This is a genomic window from Psychrobacter sp. 1U2 (genome assembly GCF_051847575.1).
Window position 1 is genome coordinate 1 of the sequence record NZ_JBPYDC010000016.1, and the last position, 19438, is coordinate 19438.

Genomic DNA, 19438 nt, shown 5'->3' on the forward strand with positions numbered 1-19438 from the left:
CTGAAGGCCAAGAAGTTGAGTTCACTGTAACTCAAGGCCAAAAAGGCCCACAAGCACATAACATCGTTGCTATCTAAGTTGTCTCTACTAAGAGCTATTAGATAAATAGATGTTAAAAAAAGCGAACCTTAGGGTTCGTTTTTTTGTGCCTGTCATTTAAGATTTGGCTATCGAGAGTTGTCTCTGTGAGTGTGGTTAGCAAAGCGTAACCCACTGATTATAATAGACATTAAAAAACCTACGCTATATCTGATTATAGCGTAGGTTTTTTCGTCTTTTAAGTTTATATCGGTTAGATAAAGCTAATGCCGATATTGATAAGACCACCGCCAAGAATCAGCCAACCAAACATAATCGCGCCCAAAATAAGCGGCTTAGCGCCGGCCTGCTTAATGGCACTGAGATGCGTGGTGAGTCCTAGCGCCAACATCGCCATAGTGAGTAAGATATCATCGAGTATAATCATGGTATTCTCAAAGCTATTAGATATACTGAGCCAAGTATGCAGCAACACAATTAAGATAAAAATAAAAGCGAACCAAGGCACTTTGACTTGTTTGATTCGGCTTATAAGGGATAGCTTTTTACCTTCACCGTTACCGCTTTTGGTTAGTGCAAACGAAAGTATCAATAAGAAAGGTGCTAGCATCATCACGCGAATCATCTTAGTCACTACCGCCGTATCGCCAACATCATCGCTGATGGCGTTGCCAGCGACGACCACTTGCGCGACCTCGTGAATAGTGGAGCCAGTATAGACGCCGTAGTCTTGCGGGCTGAGCCAAAGTTGTAACCAGCCTAGATGATAAAGAAAGGGATACAGCAGCATGGCAAGAGTGCCGAACACGACGACGGTTGCCACTGCGATAGTGACTTTATGCGCTTCAGCCTTAATGACAGGCTCAGCTGCGATGACGGCTGCTGCCCCGCAAATACTCGCGCCAGAACCAATGAGCAACGTCGTCTCTTTATCGACTTTTAGCAGCTTAGTGCCGATCCAATAAGTCAGTAAAAAGGTGGAAGTCAGCACGAGAGCATCGCTAAGTACGGCAGGCGTCCCGACACCAGCCACTTCTGTCAAGGTCAGCTTAAACCCATAAAACATAATCGCCAAACGTAGAATTTGAGCTTTAGCAAAGCCAACCCCAGCGCTGAGACTGGCTGCAAACTTGGGATAAATGGTATTGCCCAAAACCATGCCAAGCAAAATCGCTAGCGTTAACGAAGACAAGCCTATGATGCGCCCCTGACTCCAGATGTCCAAACGAGTATTTAGCCATAAGCAAAACAAGCTACCGATAAGCACCACGATCAGACCTGCTAGATGGCGAGTCCGAGGGATATAGTCAGTTATGGCTTTTACAAAAGAGGGCATACTTAGATCCTAACGGGCGTTTTTTACTCAATGGCTGCTGCTATTAAAGCTATGCCAGGGCAGTACCATCATACTCACTGATAGTCTTAATCAGCATTAGCTTATGTATAGATATTATAAGCAAAGCTCATATATAATAAAAACAGATTGATAAGATAGGAGCTATCTATTTTTTAGGTAAGTAGGTATCTGTAAGCTTAATAGGATCCGCTTATCAGTGATTTATTCGTTATAGGATGTTTATTTTGATAGAAAAATCTAGCCAGATACTGCCAAAGATTACCCTAAAGCAGCTTGCAGTCTTCGTCAGTATCTATCAAACGGGGAGCACTAGCCGTGCCAGCGAGCAGCTGCATTTGTCGCAGTCAGCGGTTAGTAGTGCTTTGGCGGCGCTAGAGGAGCGCTTGCACATGCCGCTATTTGAGCGTGTAGGCCGTAGCCTCAATCCTCATCGCAATGCCCAAGCAGTCTACGTGCAAGCACAAGCTATATTAGGACAAGCGCTTACTCTTGAGCATTATCATAAGCATCAAGCCGGCCAGCTGCATATCGGCGCGAGCACTACGATAGGCAATTATGTCTTGCCTGAGCTCGTGGCGCAGGTGTATGAGGCGTTGCCCAAAGCCAGTATCGAGCTATATATCGCTAATACGCGTGAAGTCGTTAGCGAAGTCGAGCAGCTTAATATCGATATTGCCCTTGTAGAAGGTATGCCAAGACCTAGCGATAGTAAAGTGTTAGAGCAGCGTGCTTGGCGTACCGATACTTTGATGGTATTTGCTAAGCGTCATAGCCGCTGGTTGAGAGAGATAAGTGACTACAACGAAGCGGGCGGGTATTATGAGCTGACGACCAAGCAGCTCTCAAAGCTGCCCTTGCTAGTGCGAGAAGCAGGCTCAGGCACTCGGCAAATTATTGATGAGCAGTTATTACAGCATCTATCTGGTGCTGAGGTGATTCAGGCAGTCGCGCAGTCAGAAGCCATAAAAAACATGGTTAACGCGGATATTGGTCTGGGCTGTCTCTCGCAGCACGTCATTGAAAAAGAGCTTGCTGAGACAAGCTTAGTACCTGTTAGAATTCAGGGGATAGATCTAACACGGACGTGGTGGCTCGTCTGGCATAAATCTCGGCATCAAAGCCCGATTTGGCAGACCTTTATTGATATTATCCAATAAATAAAGTGTGACGCTCTTAGCCCACTCTACAAACGGCGCACTTTTTTAGCCACCAAAAAGCGCTATGTAGTAGCTACACAGCGCTTTTGTTTAATAGCTTATACGTTCTTTAAACAGATAGAGTATTAAAGGGTGAGTTAATCTGGTTTATCGAGTCTAACGACTAAGCTGTCGCAGGGCACGTTTGGTAGGATGTTATCTGCAGTGGCTCCGCTCAGCCAAGCGACGATACCATGGCGCTCATGGCGACCGATAACTAATAAGTCGACTTCGTGTTTATGACAGTAATTGACAATGCCTTCGCTGTTAGAGATAGCGGTAGTTACTTGCGAGTTGACTACGTTTAGCTCATTGCGATCCAAAAACTGCGCTAGCTTTGCGCGCGCTTCTTGGCAACGCTCATCGTCGATCTCATCGTATAAGCTGGACGCTGGTACTAGCTCATAACCGAAGCCGACCATAGTATCTTTTACGATATGTAGTACCGATAATTTAGAGTTCGGGCGATTAGCAACGATATGCTTAGCTTTTTGGGCGACGATATCAGCATCTGGTAAAAGATCAGTGACTAATAAAATATGTTGATAGCTCATAGAGTCTTCCTCGTGTTATATACTATTTACTATAGCACTACTGATAGCTGCTGTTAAGTAGCGCTCATCGCTCTTTGCTACGTTTGATAGTGGATGCTGACGGAGTCATGTTCGCCGTATTAACCCATGTCTACCGTAATGACCTTAGCTATTTTGCTACTGGTTGGTCAAGCTTGACCACTAAGCTATCACAAGGCGCATTGGGCAAGATATTGTCCGCAGTGGCTCCAACTAGCCAAGCTGCGATACCGCGGCGCTCATGGCGTCCGATGATTAGCAGGTCAACATTCTTTTCATGGCAGTAATTGACGATACCTTTGTCGTTGGAGATCGCTGCTGTCACTTCAGAGTTGACCGCATGTAGGTCATTACGCTCAAGAAATTGTGCCAGTTTTGCTCTAGCTTCTTGCCAGTGCTCATTATCTTTTTCGCCAGATAAGCTAGACGCTGGTACCAGCTCATAACCGAAGCGCACCATATCATCTTCCACGATATGTAATACCGATAATTTGGCCCCAGGCGAGCCTGCAAGCACGCGTTTCGCTCGTTGCGCGACGATGTCGGCGTCTGATAGCAAATCCGTGACTAATAAGATATGTTGGTAACCCATAATAGACTCCTTTATTAATATTATTTTGTTAATGTTACTTTAGTTCATAGTAGCAGTAGTACTAAGCTTTGTTAAGTAAAATCCATAACTTAGTTGTGGTTATAAACAAAGCGATATAGCTAAGACCCATAGCGCAAATCTAGTTATGAGCGTTATCGCTAGTAGCTTGACTTATCAAACCACTAGCCCCATCTAGCAGCAACGATACTTTTTAGAACTTTTATTAGTTAAAGCACTCACTAGCTAAATAACGAACTAAAGAACAAAATAATAGGCCACAAGGATCTTTATGACTGATACATTTACCGCGGATCTTACTTTGCATCCTGCATTTGCGCTTATCGAACATCGTCACATCGAAGCGCTCTCTATCGATGTGCTCATCAGCCAACACGTCAAAACGGGCGCTATGCATTATCATTTAGCGCACCCTAGTGACGAGAATGCTTTTTTGGTAGGCTTTCGTACTCAGCCGATGGACTCCAAAGGTGAAGCGCATGTGTTAGAGCACGTCGCGCTATGTGGCTCTGAGAAATTCCCAGTGCGCGACCCTTTTTTCTCCATGATTAAGCGCTCTTTGAATACTTTTATGAACGCGATGACTGCTGCCGATTGGACCGCGTATCCTTATGCTACGCAAAATAAAAACGACTATTTTAATTTGTTAGAAGTCTATCTTGATGCCGCTTTCTTCCCTAATATCCATCCGCTTGATTTTGCGCAAGAAGGTATCCGTGTTGAGTTAGACAGCGAGGACAAACCGCAGTTTAAGGGTATTGTGTTTAATGAGATGAAGGGAGCGATGAGCGGCGAGATTGATCAGCTCTATCATGCTGTCGCGCATCACCTATTCCCGACGACGACTTATCATTATAACTCTGGTGGCGATCCTGCTGATATTCCGGATTTGACTCATACTGAGCTGGTGGAGTTTCATCAAAGCCATTATCATCCTTCAAACAGCGTCATCATGAGCTTCGGTAATATTCCCGTTAGTGAAACGCAAGCGCGAATTCATGATGATGCGTTAACTCAGTTCGCAGCGGGCAAAAAACACGTCTCGCGTCCAGAAGTACGCCTATCAGCTCCGATTAGCGCCATCGATACTTATACCGCCGATGAAGCCGGTCCTGAGCAAACCCACCATGTGTTGGCTTGGTTATTGCCTTCGATTACTGACCCTAAGCAGCGTTTAGCACTGCGATTATTAGAAGGGGTGCTGATCGAGCATGCTGGCTCGCCACTGCGCGCTTATCTAGATAGTCATCCACTGGGCACGTCGCCAAGTCCGCTGTTAGGTCTTGATGATAGCCATTATGAGATGGTGTTTTACACTGGACTGCGCGGCTCTGAGCCTGAACACGCTGAGGCCGTGGAGCAAGGTATTATGGACTTGCTCGCCGATGTCGCAAGCCAAGCTATCGATAGCGAGACTATCGAGACCATATTACATCAGATAGAGATTGACCAACGTCATATCGGCGGCGATAGTATGCCTTATGGGCTAAACTTGATGCTAGAAGGTTTTAGCACTGCCATTCACGACGGTAATCCTATCGATGTGTGGGAGGTCGATGAGCATCTGGCGTGGTTACGCGAGCAAGTTAAGAATGATCAGTGGTTGCCTAACTTAATTAAAACGCATTTGCTCGACAATAACCACCGAGTGCGCGTGACTTTAGTCCCTGATAGCGAAAAATCAGCGCGTCTAGCCGCCGCCGAGCAAGTGCGTCTCGATACCATTGCTATGGATTTGACAGAAGATGATAAAGCGATTCTTGAAAAGCAAGCGCTAGATCTAGCCGCGCGTCAAGCTGCGCCTGATGATTTGAGCTTATTACCCAAAGTGGGCTTAGAGGATGTACCAACCGACATTAGCTTTAAACACGGCACGCAAAAGCAGATCACGTTAAGCGGTCAAAACAGCACCCTGTTTGAATACGAAGCAGGGACCAATGGCTTGTACTATTATCAAGTGGTTGTACCGCTGACCGATGCTATCAATGGCAAAAGTGCTGAAGAGCTGCCGGCTAACGAGGTCATCAATCACCCGTTACTGCCTATCTACCTAAGCTTACTCTCAGAGCTCGGCACAGATCAGCTAGACGCTTATGAGATGCAGGCTAAGCAAGCGGCGCACTCCTCCGGCGTGACCGCGCGCATCAGCCAACGCACCACTATTGATGATAGCCACGCGATTAGCAGCTATTTTGTGGTGGCGACCCGAGCATTGAACCGTAAGACTGAAGCGATAGAGCTGCTAAAAGAAGTGATGCAGCATAGTGTCTTCGATGAACACGCGCGTATCAAAGAGATTTTGCAGCAGCGTCAGGCCAGTTGGCAGTCGCGTCTCGCTAGTGCTGGACATGCCTACGCACTACAAACGGCTAGCCGCGCGATGAGCCGTCAAGCACAACTGGAGTATGTGCGCAGCGGTCTGCCGGCGCTTAATGCCTTAAAGGACTTCTTGGGGCATGCTAGTAGTGATGATACAAAGTGGGATGAGCTTGCTACTAGTTTGATGGCGCTGCATCAGCGTCTACTAAGCTTGCCAAAGCACGCGGTGATCATCTGTGAGGCCGAGCAAACCGAGCGCTTAAGCGACTTGATTGTGGATAGCTGGCAGGACAGTGCGCCGCAAGCCACTAAGGCGAATGAAAAGCTTACGGACACTAGTATCCCAAGCGAGTTCACTCAGCTTGAATTAGATCCAACGCTGAGCGGTGAGCCAGATGCCGTCAAGGCGCTTGAGAGTGATCCTATCGCCGAAGACTTAGCTTGGCTGGTCGCCACGAACGTCTATCATAATGCTAGCGCCTATAGCGTACCAGCAGCCGACCATCCGGATACGGCGGCTCTCATGGTACTAGCGCCTTATTTACGCAATGGCTATTTGCACAGTGCTATTCGTGAGCGCGGCGGCGCTTATGGCGGTGGTGCGGGTTATGATGCCAATGCTTGTGCCTTTAAATTCTTCAGCTACCGTGATCCGCACTGCAGCGAGACTTTTGCGCATTTTGAGGCCAGTATTGAATGGTTACTGAATGAGACACAAAGCGCTGAGCAGCTAGAAGAAGCGATACTTGGTATTATATCCGGCATGGATAAGCCCGGCTCTCCAGCAGGTGAGGCAATAAAGGCTTGTTTTGCTAACCTGCATCATCGCGGTGAGGACTGGCAGCGTAAGATGCGAGCTGCTATCTTGGCAGTAACTATCGAAGATATACAGCGCGTTGCCAAGCAGTATCTGTTAGATCAAAAACACGTGCGAGCGGTACTAGCGCCTTATGATAAAGAGGACGCCGTAAAAGATCTGGGCTTTAAGGTCTGTAAAATTAATAGCTAGCCGATACTGACTGACGTTTTAAAGTAAAAGAAGCCAAGCATCGTGCTTGGCTTTTTTGTGAGTGGTTGAGCTTCACTGCAAGATCTCAACTGCTTGAGCTTTAATAACGCTTAATGCTTTTATCTTTAGCGATCTGATCTTGATGAATCGGGAAGTCTTCACGCTTATCAAACTGCTTACGATCGGCGAAGTAGTTGTTTAATGTGCGTCTGACCGCTTCAAAGGCGATCTCATCCCAAGGAATATCTTCTTCTTTAAAAAGAGAGCTATCTAAGCTTTCAGAGCCAATACCATAAGCGCCGTCCTTTAGATCGTTTAAGTAAATAACATAGATCTGACCGATATCAGGAATGTCATAAAGGCAATAAAGCTGAGGGTTGATGACGACTGCATCAGCTTCCTCAAAGCTTTCGCGTGCCGCGCCTTCTGCCATGGTTTCACCGTTTTCCATAAAGCCTGCCGGCAACGTCCAGAGGCCATATTGTGGCTCGATAGCACGGCGACATAAGAGGACTTTGTCTTCGTAAATCACTAGCGATCCACAGATAACTTTAGGGTTTTCGTAGTGAATGTAGTTGCAATTAGGACAGACTAAGCGCGGCATATTATCCGTAGGGGGAATTTTGCGTTCGGCTTTATGACCGCACTGGAGACAATATTGCATAACAGCTGCCTTATTTGATTTAGAACTTAGAAAATTTTAGCTTACGAATATTTAGCGTTTAAGCTTAGATAGCTCTAAGATAGCATATATTTGAATGTTAGCAGCGAGCGATATCATAATGCTCTTATTCAAGAACAAAAAAACACTATATAAACGATAAAGCGGGAAAAGTAGTCCGTCATTGATGCCATATATTATAAGTGGTATGCGATATAGATGACTTGATGTGCAGGGCAGCTAAATTGGCCTACGCAGTCATCAAAACCATACTACTGACATGCTAAGATAACCTCATATACAGGCTACTGATGATAAAAATAGGCAGTAATAATGACAGTAATGCATGATTTTGAAAGCTTTGATGAGCTAACAGTAGCGCGGCCTGCCTTTATTCGTCATCCTAGGCTCAGACAATTGGCTGAGCGTGTGCAACAACAAACGCTAAAGACCTTATCTGAGACGCCGCCTGACATTTTAGTTAGCGCATCTCCTTATAGTCTTTATGACAAAACTTATAACGAGCGAGTGTTACAAAGCTTATATCAGACTCCTATCGCTGATGCTTCCGTACTCGTAGCGATTACCCGTGAGCGCCGGCCTAAGCTGCTGTTGACGCGCCGTGCTGCGCACATGAAAAGTCATGCAGGAGAGGTCTCTTGTGCAGGCGGTAAGTATGAGCTGAGTGATGGTAACAACGTAGTCACTGCGCTACGTGAAGCTTGCGAGGAGACCGCGCTGCCGCCCAATAAAGTCCAGCTCCTCGGCCAACTGCCTATCCAGACCTCAAAGAGTGGAATGAGTGTCCGTCCCATCGTGGCGCTTATCGCGCCAGATTTACCCTTGATCCCTGAGATTGGTGAGATATCCCGTATCTTTTGGGCGGACTTTGAGACGCTCATCACTCAGCCTACGACGGAATATGCGATAGAATATACGATGCTTGAGCAGACGGCAACGATACTCACCCCAAGTTGGGAGGTCGATGGGGAGACCGTCTGGGGGCTAACGGGTAAGGTTATCGCTAATTTACTAGAGACTGGATTTGATCGCCAGCTCGACTGGTATTACCGTCTAAAAGATTCAGGGATAGAGTTAGATCGTTAACTGACGCGCCCTAATTCAAAGCCTTCTTAGACAGCAGCCGCTTATGGCTGTTTATAATAACTGTCGTTTTTCTTTAGCCACCAGTTCATATTATCTTGGCGCTTAGCACGGAACTGCTCAAGCTTCGCAGCCATAGTACTATTGTGCTGGCGTGCCGTATCGAGAGCGAAGAGAATAGGTACTGAGGATAGTACGCCAAAACGAATTTTGGATTTGGGCAACTCTAGTCCATCGCCGATATCGTCACCGACTAAAGTGCGAGTGACACTCGCATTGACCATCTCCACAAAGCGCCCGCGGCGATTGTCCTCGCCCATGAGCTGACGCGGTAAATCGTGCAGCGCTTTAGCTAACGGTCGACCCATCTTAAAGTCAAGCTGCTGAATGGATAGGTAGGTATATAACCACTCCCAGCACGCCGCCTCGTCTTTTGGTAAACGCGCTAAGTCCACTCCCATCCAGTAGCTAGCAAGATTCCATAAATGCAAGATACCTTCAGCTTCCTCGCTACTGATACGCGCTCCTAACAAGCGTAGGCCACGCATAATCAGTAAAGAAAACTGCAAATGAGTAGCAATCATATCGGTCTGATTGATCGGCAAACCCCAATAGTCGCTATTCCAGCTGCCATCAGGGTTATGATGCTGAGCGCTCGCGCTAATCACCCCATCCGCTGCGGTGAGTTTGCCGGTTAGCAGTTTTTGTCGCACTAAGGTATGGATTTGCCGTACCTTAATAGACTGACGCCAGCCCTCAGAGCCAATCGCTAATACTTGTGAGAGGGGGGCTTTATCTTGAGCAGAATCGTTTAGGTGTGGATGCTCAGAGACGGCTAGAATATAAGCATAAGTACGCATCAAACGCGGCAGCGCATCGTGCATTAATGCCCCAGTCTGAATCAGCGGTAAAGACAGCGCCGGAATGCTATAGCCTGCCATTAGCGCCACATTACGCAGTAGCCAAATCAGCATCAGCGGATAGCGTCGATAGGCGACAGCACCAATTTGTGCCAGCTTTGGATCGAACCAATCAGGATGAGCGCTAAATTGCTCAGTCATCGCCATAAAAACGGGATGGGATCGGGTGTTGTCATCTAGCTGATAATTTGTCTGAGCATCATCAGTACTCGCTTGCAAGATCAATTGCTGCAAAGGTTTAGCAAAGCGAATATTATCAGCGGCTAGTTGATCGGCTAAGGGATCACCAATATCGTAACCATCGACAATCTCAGCCAATAACTTAGGGTCAATCTCAAAACCTTTAGGTAATAAATAACGTTTAATGCGCTTGAGTACTTGCAGATCACTATGGTCATTAGTAGCAGTGCTACGACCATGACGCAGATAGCTGGTCATCTCTATATCGTTACCGTTAGCCATATTTGCAGCACCGTTTTGCGAGGAGTTGATATCTTCATTATAGCATTGACGTTGCTACTCACAAGCTATAGTCCGCCTCATAAAGCGCCTATAGATGCCGCTTTGAGTACTCTGAACCGGACTAAATAGCGAGTGAGTAATGGTTAGTAGCGATGGGCATAATTCAAGCGGTTGAGCCGTCTCTCAGCGTTGCTTATTTGACGTTCGAGCCTTCGAAACTCTGCCGGTAGGGATAATAGATAGCGGCGTGCTTCTTTTTCGTCCTTAAAATCGAGCATTTGACCGGCGCGCAGCTTAATATAGTCTGCTTCATATTTATCTAGCAGCTCTTTATCTTCGCTAAGCTGTTTATTCAAACGGTAATACTCGCGGCCTTGTTGATTTGCCTGTTGTAGAGTACGGGTCATCGAGGCTTGGCACACGCTATTTAACTCAAGACCACGCCGACCGATATTGTAGGCGTTACTCACAGTACAGTACTGTTTCAGTCCCAACTGGCGCCCGCGTTCCCAAGATTTAAAGTCCACGGCGACATTCGCCTTAGCGCAAGCTTTGGAATGCGCAGCAAGCCTATTAGCCCGGTAACCTGCCACACCGTCATTGTAGCCAATAGCTTGCCAGTTACCGACTACGCATTCTTCCACTGATAACGTCGCACAGCTTGAGAGCAACGTAACGCTACTAAGAACGATAAAGACTCGCTTGGGTAACCTCATAGTAAGCTCTCTTTTATCTGCTCTGTTCAATAAATTTTAAGCCTTTGAACTCATTATACATACCTATTTAAAGTGGATACTAGTTCCCATATTAATGACGAGTTAAATCCACAGAAGTGCTACTAATATTGTCCTTTAAAGTCGCTTTGAGCATGAGGTAACCGGCAACACCTGAGACAATAGAACCCATAATAATGCCTAAGCGCTCATCGAATAATGGCGAGCCGCCACCGAAAGCAAGACCGCCGATAAATAAGCTCATCGTAAAACCAACACCGCACAACAGCGCGGCGCCATAAATTTGCTGAAAGTTCATACCGTTTGGCATTTTTGAGATACCAAGTTTGAAGATCAACCAACAAGCGAGCATAACGCCGACTTGCTTACCGATAAACAGGCCTGCGGCAATGCCTAGTGGTACAGAATGGAATAGTTCGGCAAAACCTGCCCCTTTGAGCGAGATGCCAGAGTTGGCAAAAGCAAATAGCGGTAAAATACCATAAGACACAGTATTTTGTAGATCGTGTTCAAGCTCTTCAAGCGGGGAGTGCTCAGGATCGGTGCGATCAAACATCGGAATAAATAATGCTAATACCACCCCAGCTAAAGTGGCATGGATACCAGATTTGAGTACCGCTATCCACATGATTACACCAACGAGGATATAAGGGGTGATACTAGTCACATTGCGACGGTTAAGAATGTATAGAACAGGTAGGCAAAGCGCTGCGAAGCCTAAAGAGCCGATCGATAATTCATTGGTATAAAATAAAGCAATGATTAAAATAGCCCCGATATCATCAAAAATAGCAATCGAGACTAAAAACACCTTGAGAGAATTGGGTACTCGGCTGCCAAGCAGACTTAAGATACCAAGGGCAAAGGCAATGTCAGTCGCCGCCGGAATCGCCCATCCTTTCCAGTATTCTGGATTATTTATATTGAATAAAATATAAACGATGGCCGGAAAAATCATACCTCCGATAGCGGCACCGGCCGGCAGGATGATTTGTTTGACGTTAGAGAGCTCACCGATGAGCACTTCGCGTTTGAGCTCAAGACCGACTAAAAAAAAGAAAATTGCCATCAAACCATCATTAATCCAATGATGGGCATCTTTGGCAATCGCAAAGCTCCCTATTTGAATGGCTACTGGCGCATGGATAAAGGATTCGTACCAAATACTTAGAGGGCTATTGGCAATAATCATCGCCGCGATAGCTGCCAGCGCTAATACAATGCCGCCTGACGCATCGAGCTCAAGAAACGCTTTAAATCTTTTTACTGCCATATCATCCTCATGTGTTCAATGAATACTGTCAACTTAAGTAGCTCTGCTTATATGTTATAAGGTGACAAATAGTTTGCTTTAGTTTCTCACAATTCTCTCAATATAAAAAATTTAATGCATGGAATGTCACTATAAGATAATACAAATGAGCAAAAAGGTTTTGATTTCTAGGGCCTATTACTTAAAGTTAGAATGGTTTGTTGCTTTTATCATAAACATATTGGTCAACCCTTAGAGCGTATAAAGTGCTGACAAAATGCTGTCTAGTGTTAATGCAAAAGTGCTTTATATAAACGATGCTTTAGATAAATTTAGCAGACTTTGTCATGCTTTTGGGTTTTCTTATCGGTTTGACTCTATAATGAGCTATTTTAGCCGTCGTGAGTCAACGATTTTATCAATACAGTGCTTAAAGCATGCAAGTCTCTAGAGCTTGAGGCTTAAATAATATTAAAACCGCTAATCAGCAGTTATTTCATCATAAAGTATTTATAAGGCCAGTAACATGGACGTATCGCTCTCTTTAGAGGTTATCTTAATGCTGACGGCAGTCGCAGCGCTAGCCGGCTTCATTGATGCTATTGCAGGTGGTGGCGGCTTACTAACTATTCCGGCGATGCTGCTTGCCAATATCCCGCCAGTGCTGACCTTGGGCACGAATAAGCTACAAGCGGCATCAGGAGCATTAGCGGCGTCGCTAACGATGATCAAAAAAGGGGTAGTGAAACCAGCTCGTATAAAGACCGCTATTATCGCCGCTTTTATTGGTTCGATTATCGGCGCTATTGCCGTACAGCTATCGCCTCCTGATGTACTAGAAAAGCTCATTCCATTTTTTATCGCCGCTATCGGGATTTATACTTTATTTGCCCCTAAGCTTGGCGAGGTAGAAGCTGCGCCGCGTATCTCTGAGAGTAAATGGCAAAAAATAGCCGCACCTATCATTGGCTTTTATGACGGTTACTTAGGTCCAGGCACAGGTATGTTTTTCGCTTTAGGTAACGTGGCGCTACGAGGTCGGAAAATCGTTGAAGCAACTGGCGCGGCTAAAATACTCAATCTATCTACTAATATCGGCTCATTGATATTTTTCATTTTAGGCGGTAATGTGCTGTGGAAAGTAGGTCTTGCAATGATGGTTGGGCAAACGCTAGGGGCCTATTTTGGCTCACATATGGTAGTCAAAGGTGGCAGTAAACTGATTCGCCCAATGATTGTTATGGTTTGCTTAGCTATGATTGCAAAATACGTTTTTGGCTAACGAACAAGCCCAAAGCAAAAATCCCAATCTATCGCAGATTGGGAGGTTATGAATAGTGGTTCAGCTCAGCCAATAGAGGTTATCATAACTTTTATCATCAACGATTGACGTCGTCGTACTCACTTCCCATTTTTCCATCGCTAAAGACTTCAGAGAACTCGCGCTCGCTATTTTCATCGATATGACCATCGAATACATCCTTAGCGCCGGCATTAGGATCATTGTAGATTGCCAAGTCCATTTTGCCCTCAGACTTAGCAACGATAGTGGTGACTGCCGCATCACCGCCAACGTTCACAGCTGTCCGTAGCATATCTAAAATACGATCGACCCCTAAGATGAGCGCAATCCCTTCAACGGGTAGTCCGACTTGCGCGAATACCATAGAGAGCATGATGAGTCCGACACCGGGTACGCCAGCAGTACCAATAGAGGCCAGCACCGACATCAATATCACCGTTAGATATTCGGTAATGCCCAAATCGATACCATAAATATTGGCGATAAAAATAGTCGCCGTTCCTTGCATAATGGCCGTACCATCCATGTTAATGGTCGCCCCAAAAGGCACCGTAAACGAGGCGACTGAGTTGTTAACGCCCATGCGCTTGGTAACAGTACGCAAAGTAATAGGAATAGTGGCGTTAGAGCTTGAGGTACTAAAAGCGAATATCTGCACCTCGCGCATCTTGGCCAAAAAGGTTTTAATTGATAAGCCTGAAAATAGCTTGAGTACGATCATCATAGTCACAAAGAAGTGAAAGGCCAGCGAGCCTACCAACACCGCGACATAACCGAGCAACGAGACAATCAAGTTAAGGCCCAGATCTGCCATAGCGTTGGTCAATAGCACAAAGACGCCATAAGGCGCTAAATTCATGATGATAGTGACCATCTTTAAGATGACTTCATTGATCAGCTCTAAGCTCTTAACCAAACCCTTGGCAGGTTGGCCGACCATTAAGATACTGATACCGATAAGCACCGCAAAGAAAATAATAGAGAGCATATCGCCATTAGCCATCGCACTAATAGGGTTGGCGGGGATAATATTAGCAAACACCTCCATCAGAGGCGGTGCTTCTTTGGCTTCAAAAGTGGCTTCGCTAGGGATATTCATCCCTTTACCTATGCCTAACAGCACGCCCATGCCAATAGCCGTAGTAATAGCTAAGGCAGTGGTTATCATATAGATAAAAAAGGTCTTAGTACCGATGCGGCCTAGTAGGCGAATATCGCCGATGCCGCAAACACCGCAGATAAGAGAGATTAGCACTAAAGGAACCACTAACATTTTTAGTGAATTGATAAATAACTTACCGATAATGGCAAACAAGCCCTCAATCACGTAAGTATTGATAAAGCCGCCTTCGACATTTAAATTGAGCACGTTGATGGTGAGGCCAAGTATAATACCTAAAGCCATAGCGACAATGATCTTGCCGGTTAGTCCCATATTTTTCCACATAGTTTATATCCTTGTGTCTCTACAGCTTGCATAAAAAAAGGTTTAGGGTTATGAAATTTATTCTTATTTATAGAAAGATAACATCCTCTATATGCTTTTAAAATATAAATATACTTTTCAAGATAAAAAATCTACTCCAGTCAAATCCTCAGTAGTGAAGTAGCCCCATAGAAAAAGGCAAGACCATCATTAAAGATAGTCTTGCCTTATATATGCTAGTACTAAGCGAGGGTGTGACTGTTAAGCTTTATCGCTCTCGTCAATCTCTCCTCGACGTAGACCGTCTTGCCATTTACTGGTTTTAGCATCGCTCAGGTCATGATCACGAGTATGATTAGGCTTGTTCGCTGTTTCCGCAGTATCTTCCGCTTTGGCAAACGAGTCTTGAATAGAAGCCGTGTCGTTATCTTGTGGGTCATTGTTTTTTAGAGTATCACCACGATTGTGATTATAGCTCATGCGCTCATTCAGCGTTGATTCTGCATCGCGATGACGATGTTTGAGCGCGTCTTCTTCAGGGTGGGCTTTCGCAAAGTTAGTTTGCTCAGCAGTTTCTTTGACGGTATCTTGCTCGCTGAGCATCTCCACATCACCATCTGCTTCATAGCCATGATTGGGATTGGCATCACCGGTCTGCTCATGAAAGCTTGTCGCTGCTTCGTCATAAGTGGCCGATGGAGTATTTTTAGCTGCGGCGTCACTATTGAGCTGTGCATAATCGGTAAGCTTATGGACGGCATTCTCTAGACTATGAGGATTATCACGCTCCTGTGCTTGCTGTAAGTGCTTATCGAAGACATCCGTTAATAAAGAATCGTAACGGATTCCGTTATAGCTGATTAACTGCTCTGCTTCGCTCTCTGTGATATCGCCATTTTGACTGGCTTGCACCACATGATCTTCAAAGGTCAGACCCGCAAACTCTCCTTTGTGCTCCGCTTTTTTAAATTTCTGCCATAATGGCTCGACCTCAAGCAAGGTTTGATACGCGTTTTCCATACGGCCATTAGGATCCTCAGGATCAGTACTATAATAGACCATAGTTTTGAGATAATCGCGGAACGGATTCGCTTCAAAGTCATCCATAAAGGTATCGCCAAGCTTCACTTTGAGCTCGTCGCTTGTCGGCGTAAAGATACGGCCACTAGGGAAAGTGACAAAGCTGACTAAGCTTGCTGCCATACGGTTAGGGAAGTTAGCAAACAAAGAAACAAAGGCTTCTTGAATAGTATATAAGCTATCTTGTAAAGCGACCTCAGCATGCAAGCGCTCTGCTTCTGACTTGCTACCATTTTCATAGAACTGCAAAATTGCAGTGGCAATAAATAGATGACTGTGAATATCTGCTAGGCGGCCAGAGAGCATCTCTTTGCGTTTTAAGTCGCCTGCTAGTAGCCCAAGTGCCATGTCTGCGGTCAGCGCGAAGCTCGCACTCAAGCGGTTAATGTGCTTGTAATAAGGACGCGTGAAGGCATCGGCAAAGCTCGGCGCTTTACTACTACCACCAACATAACCTGCCACAAAGGCACGTGCTCCGCGATTAAAGGTGTAGCCTAGATGTTTAAAGAATAGAGTATCAAATTCTTTGACAGCGCTTTGCTTATCTTCGCTTTGTAGAAGTTGTAGCTCATCGAACAAATAAGGGTGACAGCGCATAGCGCCTTGACCAAATATCATCAAAGAGCGCGTCAAGATATTGGCGCCTTCAACGGTAACGGAGACCGGGATAGCTTGGTAGGGCGTAGATAAGAAGTTACGTGGACCCATCTGAATACCGCGTCCACCAAGGACATCCATGCCGTCATTGACGACTTCACGCATGGTCTCTGTGGCATAGTATTTTGCCATAGCCGTCATCACCGAAGGCGTACCACCTTGATTAAGACCACAAGTCACTAAATGACGAAAAGCTTCAAGCATATAAGTTTGGCTTGCCATGCGGCTCGTCGCATCTTGCACGCCTTCAAACTTACCTACTGAGATCTTGAACTGCTCGCGCACCTTAGCAAAAGCACCGACCGAGAGATAGGTCATCTCGCTTGCCGCGGTCGAGAGCGCTGGTAAGGAGATACCGCGGCCTACGCCTAAGCATTCCATCAGCATCCGCCAACCGCGTCCCGCATTCTCTACTCCGCCGATAATATAATCTAGCGGAATGAAGACATCGGTACCATCGACCGTACCATTCATAAAGGGTGAGCCACTAGGATGATGACGAGGGCCGATGATAACGCCTTCATGGCTGGCAGGAACTAGCGCACAAGTAATACCATAATCCGTCTTATCGGCATCACCCAGTAGACCTTCTGGATCGTACATCTTAAAGGCTAAACCGACAACGGTAGCGATAGGCGCTAAAGTAATCCAGCGTTTGGAGAAGTTCATCCGCAGGCCAAGGACTTGCTCACCCTCATGACTGCCATAGCATACGATACCGGTGTCAGGAATGGCGCCTGCATCTGAGCCCGCCTCAGGGCCTGTCAAACCAAAGCAAGGAATCTCCTCACCGTTCGCCAGTCCAGGTAGCCAGCGCTGCTTTTGCTCGTCAGTACCATAATGCATCAGCAGCTCACCTGGACCGAGAGAGTTTGGCACCATACAGCTGACCGCCGCTGTGGGCGAGCGCGAGGCAATCTTACTCATCACAAGGCTTTGCGCGTAAGAGCTAAATTCTAGACCACCGAACTCTTTAGGGATGATTAAGCCCAAAAAGCCATTGTCTTTGATAAATTGCCAAGTTTCAGGGGATAGATCTTTATCTTTATGTTGAATCTGCCACTCATCGATCATCGCGCAGAGCGCTTCGACTTCATTATCGATAAAGCTTTGCTCCTCAGCAGACAGCTTAGGATAAGGGTACTCAGCAAAGGTGTTCCAATCAGGCGCACCCATAAACAGCTCTTTTTCCCACCAGCTAGTGCCGGCATCGAGTGCTTCGCGTTCCGTATCACTCATACTCGGCATTGCCCCGCCTAAGGTTTTATAGACAGGCTTAGTGATAAGCGCTTGCCGGATAGGAGTGATAAGCAGCACTAAACACAACAGGGCAATCGGCACCCCTAAAATCAGTGACCAAGGACTGATAATAGCAGTCACTATTACAGTAACGATAGCGACTATGCTACCCGTTACTCTTGATAATGACATTAAAAAGATGGCCAAAATCACGGCTAACTGAATGAGTATTGCCAAAACAAATAAACCAATCGCCATGATGGGTCTCCTTAACAAGCGCTAGTAGAAACTAAAAAATAGTGATAAATAAAGAGTCGTTATCAAGCTGTCGTTATAAAATTATTATAATCACAATACTTGTGGCTCGATATAACGTTAGAGACTGCGTTAATTGCGACAGATATAAAAATATCAATTTCTCAATCTGCAATAACACAGAAATGTAATTTTATCTCTCAATATGAAATAATACTTGACAAGTATCAAGGATAAAAATGCTGTTCTATGTCGATAATATGTATCCTGCTATAAGGAAATATAAGAATAAAGTGGATACGATAGTCATCCGATGTTGAAAGCGTCATGGTGCTACTAGACTGTATTTTTCGCAGTCATGATTTTTGTACTATTATTTATATCATCAGCAATGACCGATAACTTTTACAATACCAATTTAAGATAAGAAGTATTTAAGCAAAAGGGGCTAAGCCTTTTTCGGCATAAGACAGCGTATCATTGCGGCCAACGATGATATGATCCACTAAAGACAGATCTAGTAAATCGCAAGCCTTTTTGAGCTCATAAGTGAGTATATTATCCGCCGCTGAAGGTTTAGAGTCGGTATGAGGATGGTTATGGGCGATTATCAATTGACTAGCGGCATGCGTGAGCGCGTGGCGTAATACATGTTTGATGCAGATAGAGCAGGAGGAGATACCGCCGGTGAATAGTATCTCAAAGTTAAGAAGGCTTAAGGCGTTGTCTAAACACAAAACGGCAAAGACCTCTCGCGGTTCGCCGCGCAGCTGAGTGCTAATATAGTCTTTGACCACTTGCGAGCGACCTAGCGCTTGTCCGGTTTTAAGCTTGCTATCTAAGTAGCGCGTGCCCATCTCAAGCGATGCTAATATCTGCGCATATTTGGCAGGGCCAATGCCATGACAGGCGAGGACGACCTCCTTTGGCGCAGCTAACAGCTCGGCAAGCGAGCCAAACTCATCGATCAAGTGCCTTGCCAGCTCGATAGCAGACTGCGACTGAGTACCGGTACGCAAAAATATTGCCAATATCTCGGCGTCAGAGAGATGACTTGCGCCAAATTTTAGTAGCTTTTCTCTTGGTCTATCATCTTCGTGCCAGTCCTTGATCGCCATTATTCTTCCTTATTATTAGGCTTATTTATTGAGCTAATTCTGACTTCCTATTAAAAAACAGCGCTTCATCCATAATAGCACTATAAAACCATACCTAACTTATCTCATAATTGTTACTATAAGCG

Annotated in this window: 15 protein-coding genes; 5 read left to right on the plus strand and 10 right to left on the minus strand. The window is 45.6% G+C overall.

The window, feature by feature from the left end:
* Positions 1 to 77: cold-shock protein (locus ACS8FD_RS08810; RefSeq protein WP_439275529.1), on the plus strand; the 77-nt coding region annotated here is incomplete at its 5' end.
* A gap of 215 nt (positions 78 to 292) precedes the next feature.
* Here the strand turns inward: ACS8FD_RS08810 and ACS8FD_RS08815 are convergent.
* On the minus strand, positions 293 to 1375 hold the full coding sequence (locus ACS8FD_RS08815) for a YeiH family protein (RefSeq protein ID WP_439275472.1): 1083 nt from the start codon (positions 1373 to 1375) through the stop codon (positions 293 to 295).
* A gap of 245 nt (positions 1376 to 1620) precedes the next feature.
* On the opposite strand from ACS8FD_RS08815, the gene ACS8FD_RS08820 reads away from it, so the two are divergent.
* The gene (locus ACS8FD_RS08820; RefSeq protein WP_439275473.1) at positions 1621 to 2553 is read left to right on the plus strand and encodes a LysR substrate-binding domain-containing protein; all 933 of its coding nucleotides are present in this window, start codon (positions 1621 to 1623) and stop codon (positions 2551 to 2553) included.
* 137 nt (positions 2554 to 2690) lie between these two features.
* Here ACS8FD_RS08820 and ACS8FD_RS08825 read toward each other — a convergent pair whose 3' ends face one another.
* Positions 2691 to 3146, minus strand: coding sequence for a universal stress protein (locus ACS8FD_RS08825; protein ID WP_439241795.1), 456 nt, complete (start codon positions 3144 to 3146; stop codon positions 2691 to 2693).
* Between the two features lie 148 nt (positions 3147 to 3294).
* Positions 3295 to 3756 carry a universal stress protein gene (locus ACS8FD_RS08830; RefSeq protein ID WP_439275474.1) on the minus strand — a complete coding sequence of 154 codons (462 nt, stop codon included), beginning with the start codon at positions 3754 to 3756 and terminating at the stop codon, positions 3295 to 3297.
* 289 nt (positions 3757 to 4045) lie between these two features.
* Here ACS8FD_RS08830 and ACS8FD_RS08835 point away from each other — a divergent pair, with 289 nt between their 5' ends.
* On the plus strand, positions 4046 to 7102 hold the full coding sequence (locus ACS8FD_RS08835; RefSeq protein WP_439275475.1) for an insulinase family protein: 3057 nt from the start codon (positions 4046 to 4048) through the stop codon (positions 7100 to 7102).
* 100 nt (positions 7103 to 7202) lie between these two features.
* Here ACS8FD_RS08835 and ACS8FD_RS08840 read toward each other — a convergent pair whose 3' ends face one another.
* Positions 7203 to 7766, minus strand: coding sequence for an NUDIX hydrolase (locus ACS8FD_RS08840; RefSeq protein ID WP_439275476.1), 564 nt, complete (start codon positions 7764 to 7766; stop codon positions 7203 to 7205).
* A 330-nt stretch (positions 7767 to 8096) separates the two neighbouring features.
* On the opposite strand from ACS8FD_RS08840, the gene ACS8FD_RS08845 reads away from it, so the two are divergent.
* A complete protein-coding gene (locus ACS8FD_RS08845; protein WP_439275477.1) occupies positions 8097 to 8870 on the plus strand; it encodes an NUDIX hydrolase in 774 nt (257 codons plus the stop codon).
* A gap of 41 nt (positions 8871 to 8911) precedes the next feature.
* On the opposite strand, the gene ACS8FD_RS08850 is transcribed toward ACS8FD_RS08845, so the two are convergent.
* The 3 genes from ACS8FD_RS08850 to nhaA form a co-directional block, all read right to left on the minus strand.
* A complete protein-coding gene (locus tag ACS8FD_RS08850; protein WP_439275478.1) occupies positions 8912 to 10249 on the minus strand; it encodes an oxygenase MpaB family protein in 1338 nt (445 codons plus the stop codon).
* A 143-nt stretch (positions 10250 to 10392) separates the two neighbouring features.
* Positions 10393 to 10965 (minus strand): DUF2799 domain-containing protein, encoded by a 573-nt coding sequence (locus ACS8FD_RS08855; RefSeq protein ID WP_439275479.1) that lies wholly within the window; start codon positions 10963 to 10965, stop codon positions 10393 to 10395.
* 91 nt (positions 10966 to 11056) lie between these two features.
* Positions 11057 to 12256: a Na+/H+ antiporter NhaA gene (gene nhaA / locus ACS8FD_RS08860; RefSeq protein WP_439275480.1), complete on the minus strand. Its 1200-nt coding sequence runs from the start codon at positions 12254 to 12256 to the stop codon at positions 11057 to 11059.
* A gap of 505 nt (positions 12257 to 12761) precedes the next feature.
* Here nhaA and ACS8FD_RS08865 point away from each other — a divergent pair.
* A complete protein-coding gene (locus tag ACS8FD_RS08865) occupies positions 12762 to 13517 on the plus strand; it encodes a TSUP family transporter (RefSeq protein ID WP_439275481.1) in 756 nt (251 codons plus the stop codon).
* Between the two features lie 97 nt (positions 13518 to 13614).
* Here the strand turns inward: ACS8FD_RS08865 and ACS8FD_RS08870 are convergent, their stop codons facing one another.
* The 3 genes from ACS8FD_RS08870 to radC form a co-directional block, all read right to left on the minus strand.
* Positions 13615 to 14985, minus strand: a complete 1371-nt coding sequence (locus ACS8FD_RS08870; protein WP_439275482.1) for a dicarboxylate/amino acid:cation symporter — start codon at positions 14983 to 14985, stop codon at positions 13615 to 13617.
* A gap of 240 nt (positions 14986 to 15225) precedes the next feature.
* Positions 15226 to 18198 carry an acyl-CoA dehydrogenase gene (locus tag ACS8FD_RS08875; RefSeq protein WP_439275483.1) on the minus strand — a complete coding sequence of 991 codons (2973 nt, stop codon included), beginning with the start codon at positions 18196 to 18198 and terminating at the stop codon, positions 15226 to 15228.
* Positions 18199 to 18629: 431 nt separating this feature from the next.
* Positions 18630 to 19313 carry a RadC family protein gene (gene radC, locus ACS8FD_RS08880; RefSeq protein ID WP_439275484.1) on the minus strand — a complete coding sequence of 228 codons (684 nt, stop codon included), beginning with the start codon at positions 19311 to 19313 and terminating at the stop codon, positions 18630 to 18632.
* Positions 19314 to 19438: the final 125 nt, after the last annotated feature.

Excerpts from the sequence above, each read along its gene's own strand:
- radC (WP_439275484.1), bottom strand. The coding sequence starts at position 19,313 with ATGGCGATCAAGGACTGGCACGAAGATGATAGACCAAGAGAAAAGCTA.
- ACS8FD_RS08870 (WP_439275482.1), bottom strand. The coding sequence starts at position 14,985 with ATGTGGAAAAATATGGGACTAACCGGCAAGATCATTGTCGCTATGGCT.
- ACS8FD_RS08850 (WP_439275478.1), bottom strand. The coding sequence starts at position 10,249 with ATGGCTAACGGTAACGATATAGAGATGACCAGCTATCTGCGTCATGGT.
- ACS8FD_RS08855 (WP_439275479.1), bottom strand. The coding sequence starts at position 10,965 with ATGAGGTTACCCAAGCGAGTCTTTATCGTTCTTAGTAGCGTTACGTTG.
- ACS8FD_RS08845 (WP_439275477.1), top strand. The coding sequence starts at position 8,097 with ATGACAGTAATGCATGATTTTGAAAGCTTTGATGAGCTAACAGTAGCG.
- ACS8FD_RS08875 (WP_439275483.1), bottom strand. The coding sequence starts at position 18,198 with ATGGCGATTGGTTTATTTGTTTTGGCAATACTCATTCAGTTAGCCGTG.
- ACS8FD_RS08825 (WP_439241795.1), bottom strand. The coding sequence starts at position 3,146 with ATGAGCTATCAACATATTTTATTAGTCACTGATCTTTTACCAGATGCT.
- ACS8FD_RS08815 (WP_439275472.1), bottom strand. The coding sequence starts at position 1,375 with ATGCCCTCTTTTGTAAAAGCCATAACTGACTATATCCCTCGGACTCGC.
- ACS8FD_RS08865 (WP_439275481.1), top strand. The coding sequence starts at position 12,762 with ATGGACGTATCGCTCTCTTTAGAGGTTATCTTAATGCTGACGGCAGTC.
- ACS8FD_RS08835 (WP_439275475.1), top strand. The coding sequence starts at position 4,046 with ATGACTGATACATTTACCGCGGATCTTACTTTGCATCCTGCATTTGCG.
- ACS8FD_RS08840 (WP_439275476.1), bottom strand. The coding sequence starts at position 7,766 with ATGCAATATTGTCTCCAGTGCGGTCATAAAGCCGAACGCAAAATTCCC.
- ACS8FD_RS08830 (WP_439275474.1), bottom strand. The coding sequence starts at position 3,756 with ATGGGTTACCAACATATCTTATTAGTCACGGATTTGCTATCAGACGCC.
- nhaA (WP_439275480.1), bottom strand. The coding sequence starts at position 12,256 with ATGGCAGTAAAAAGATTTAAAGCGTTTCTTGAGCTCGATGCGTCAGGC.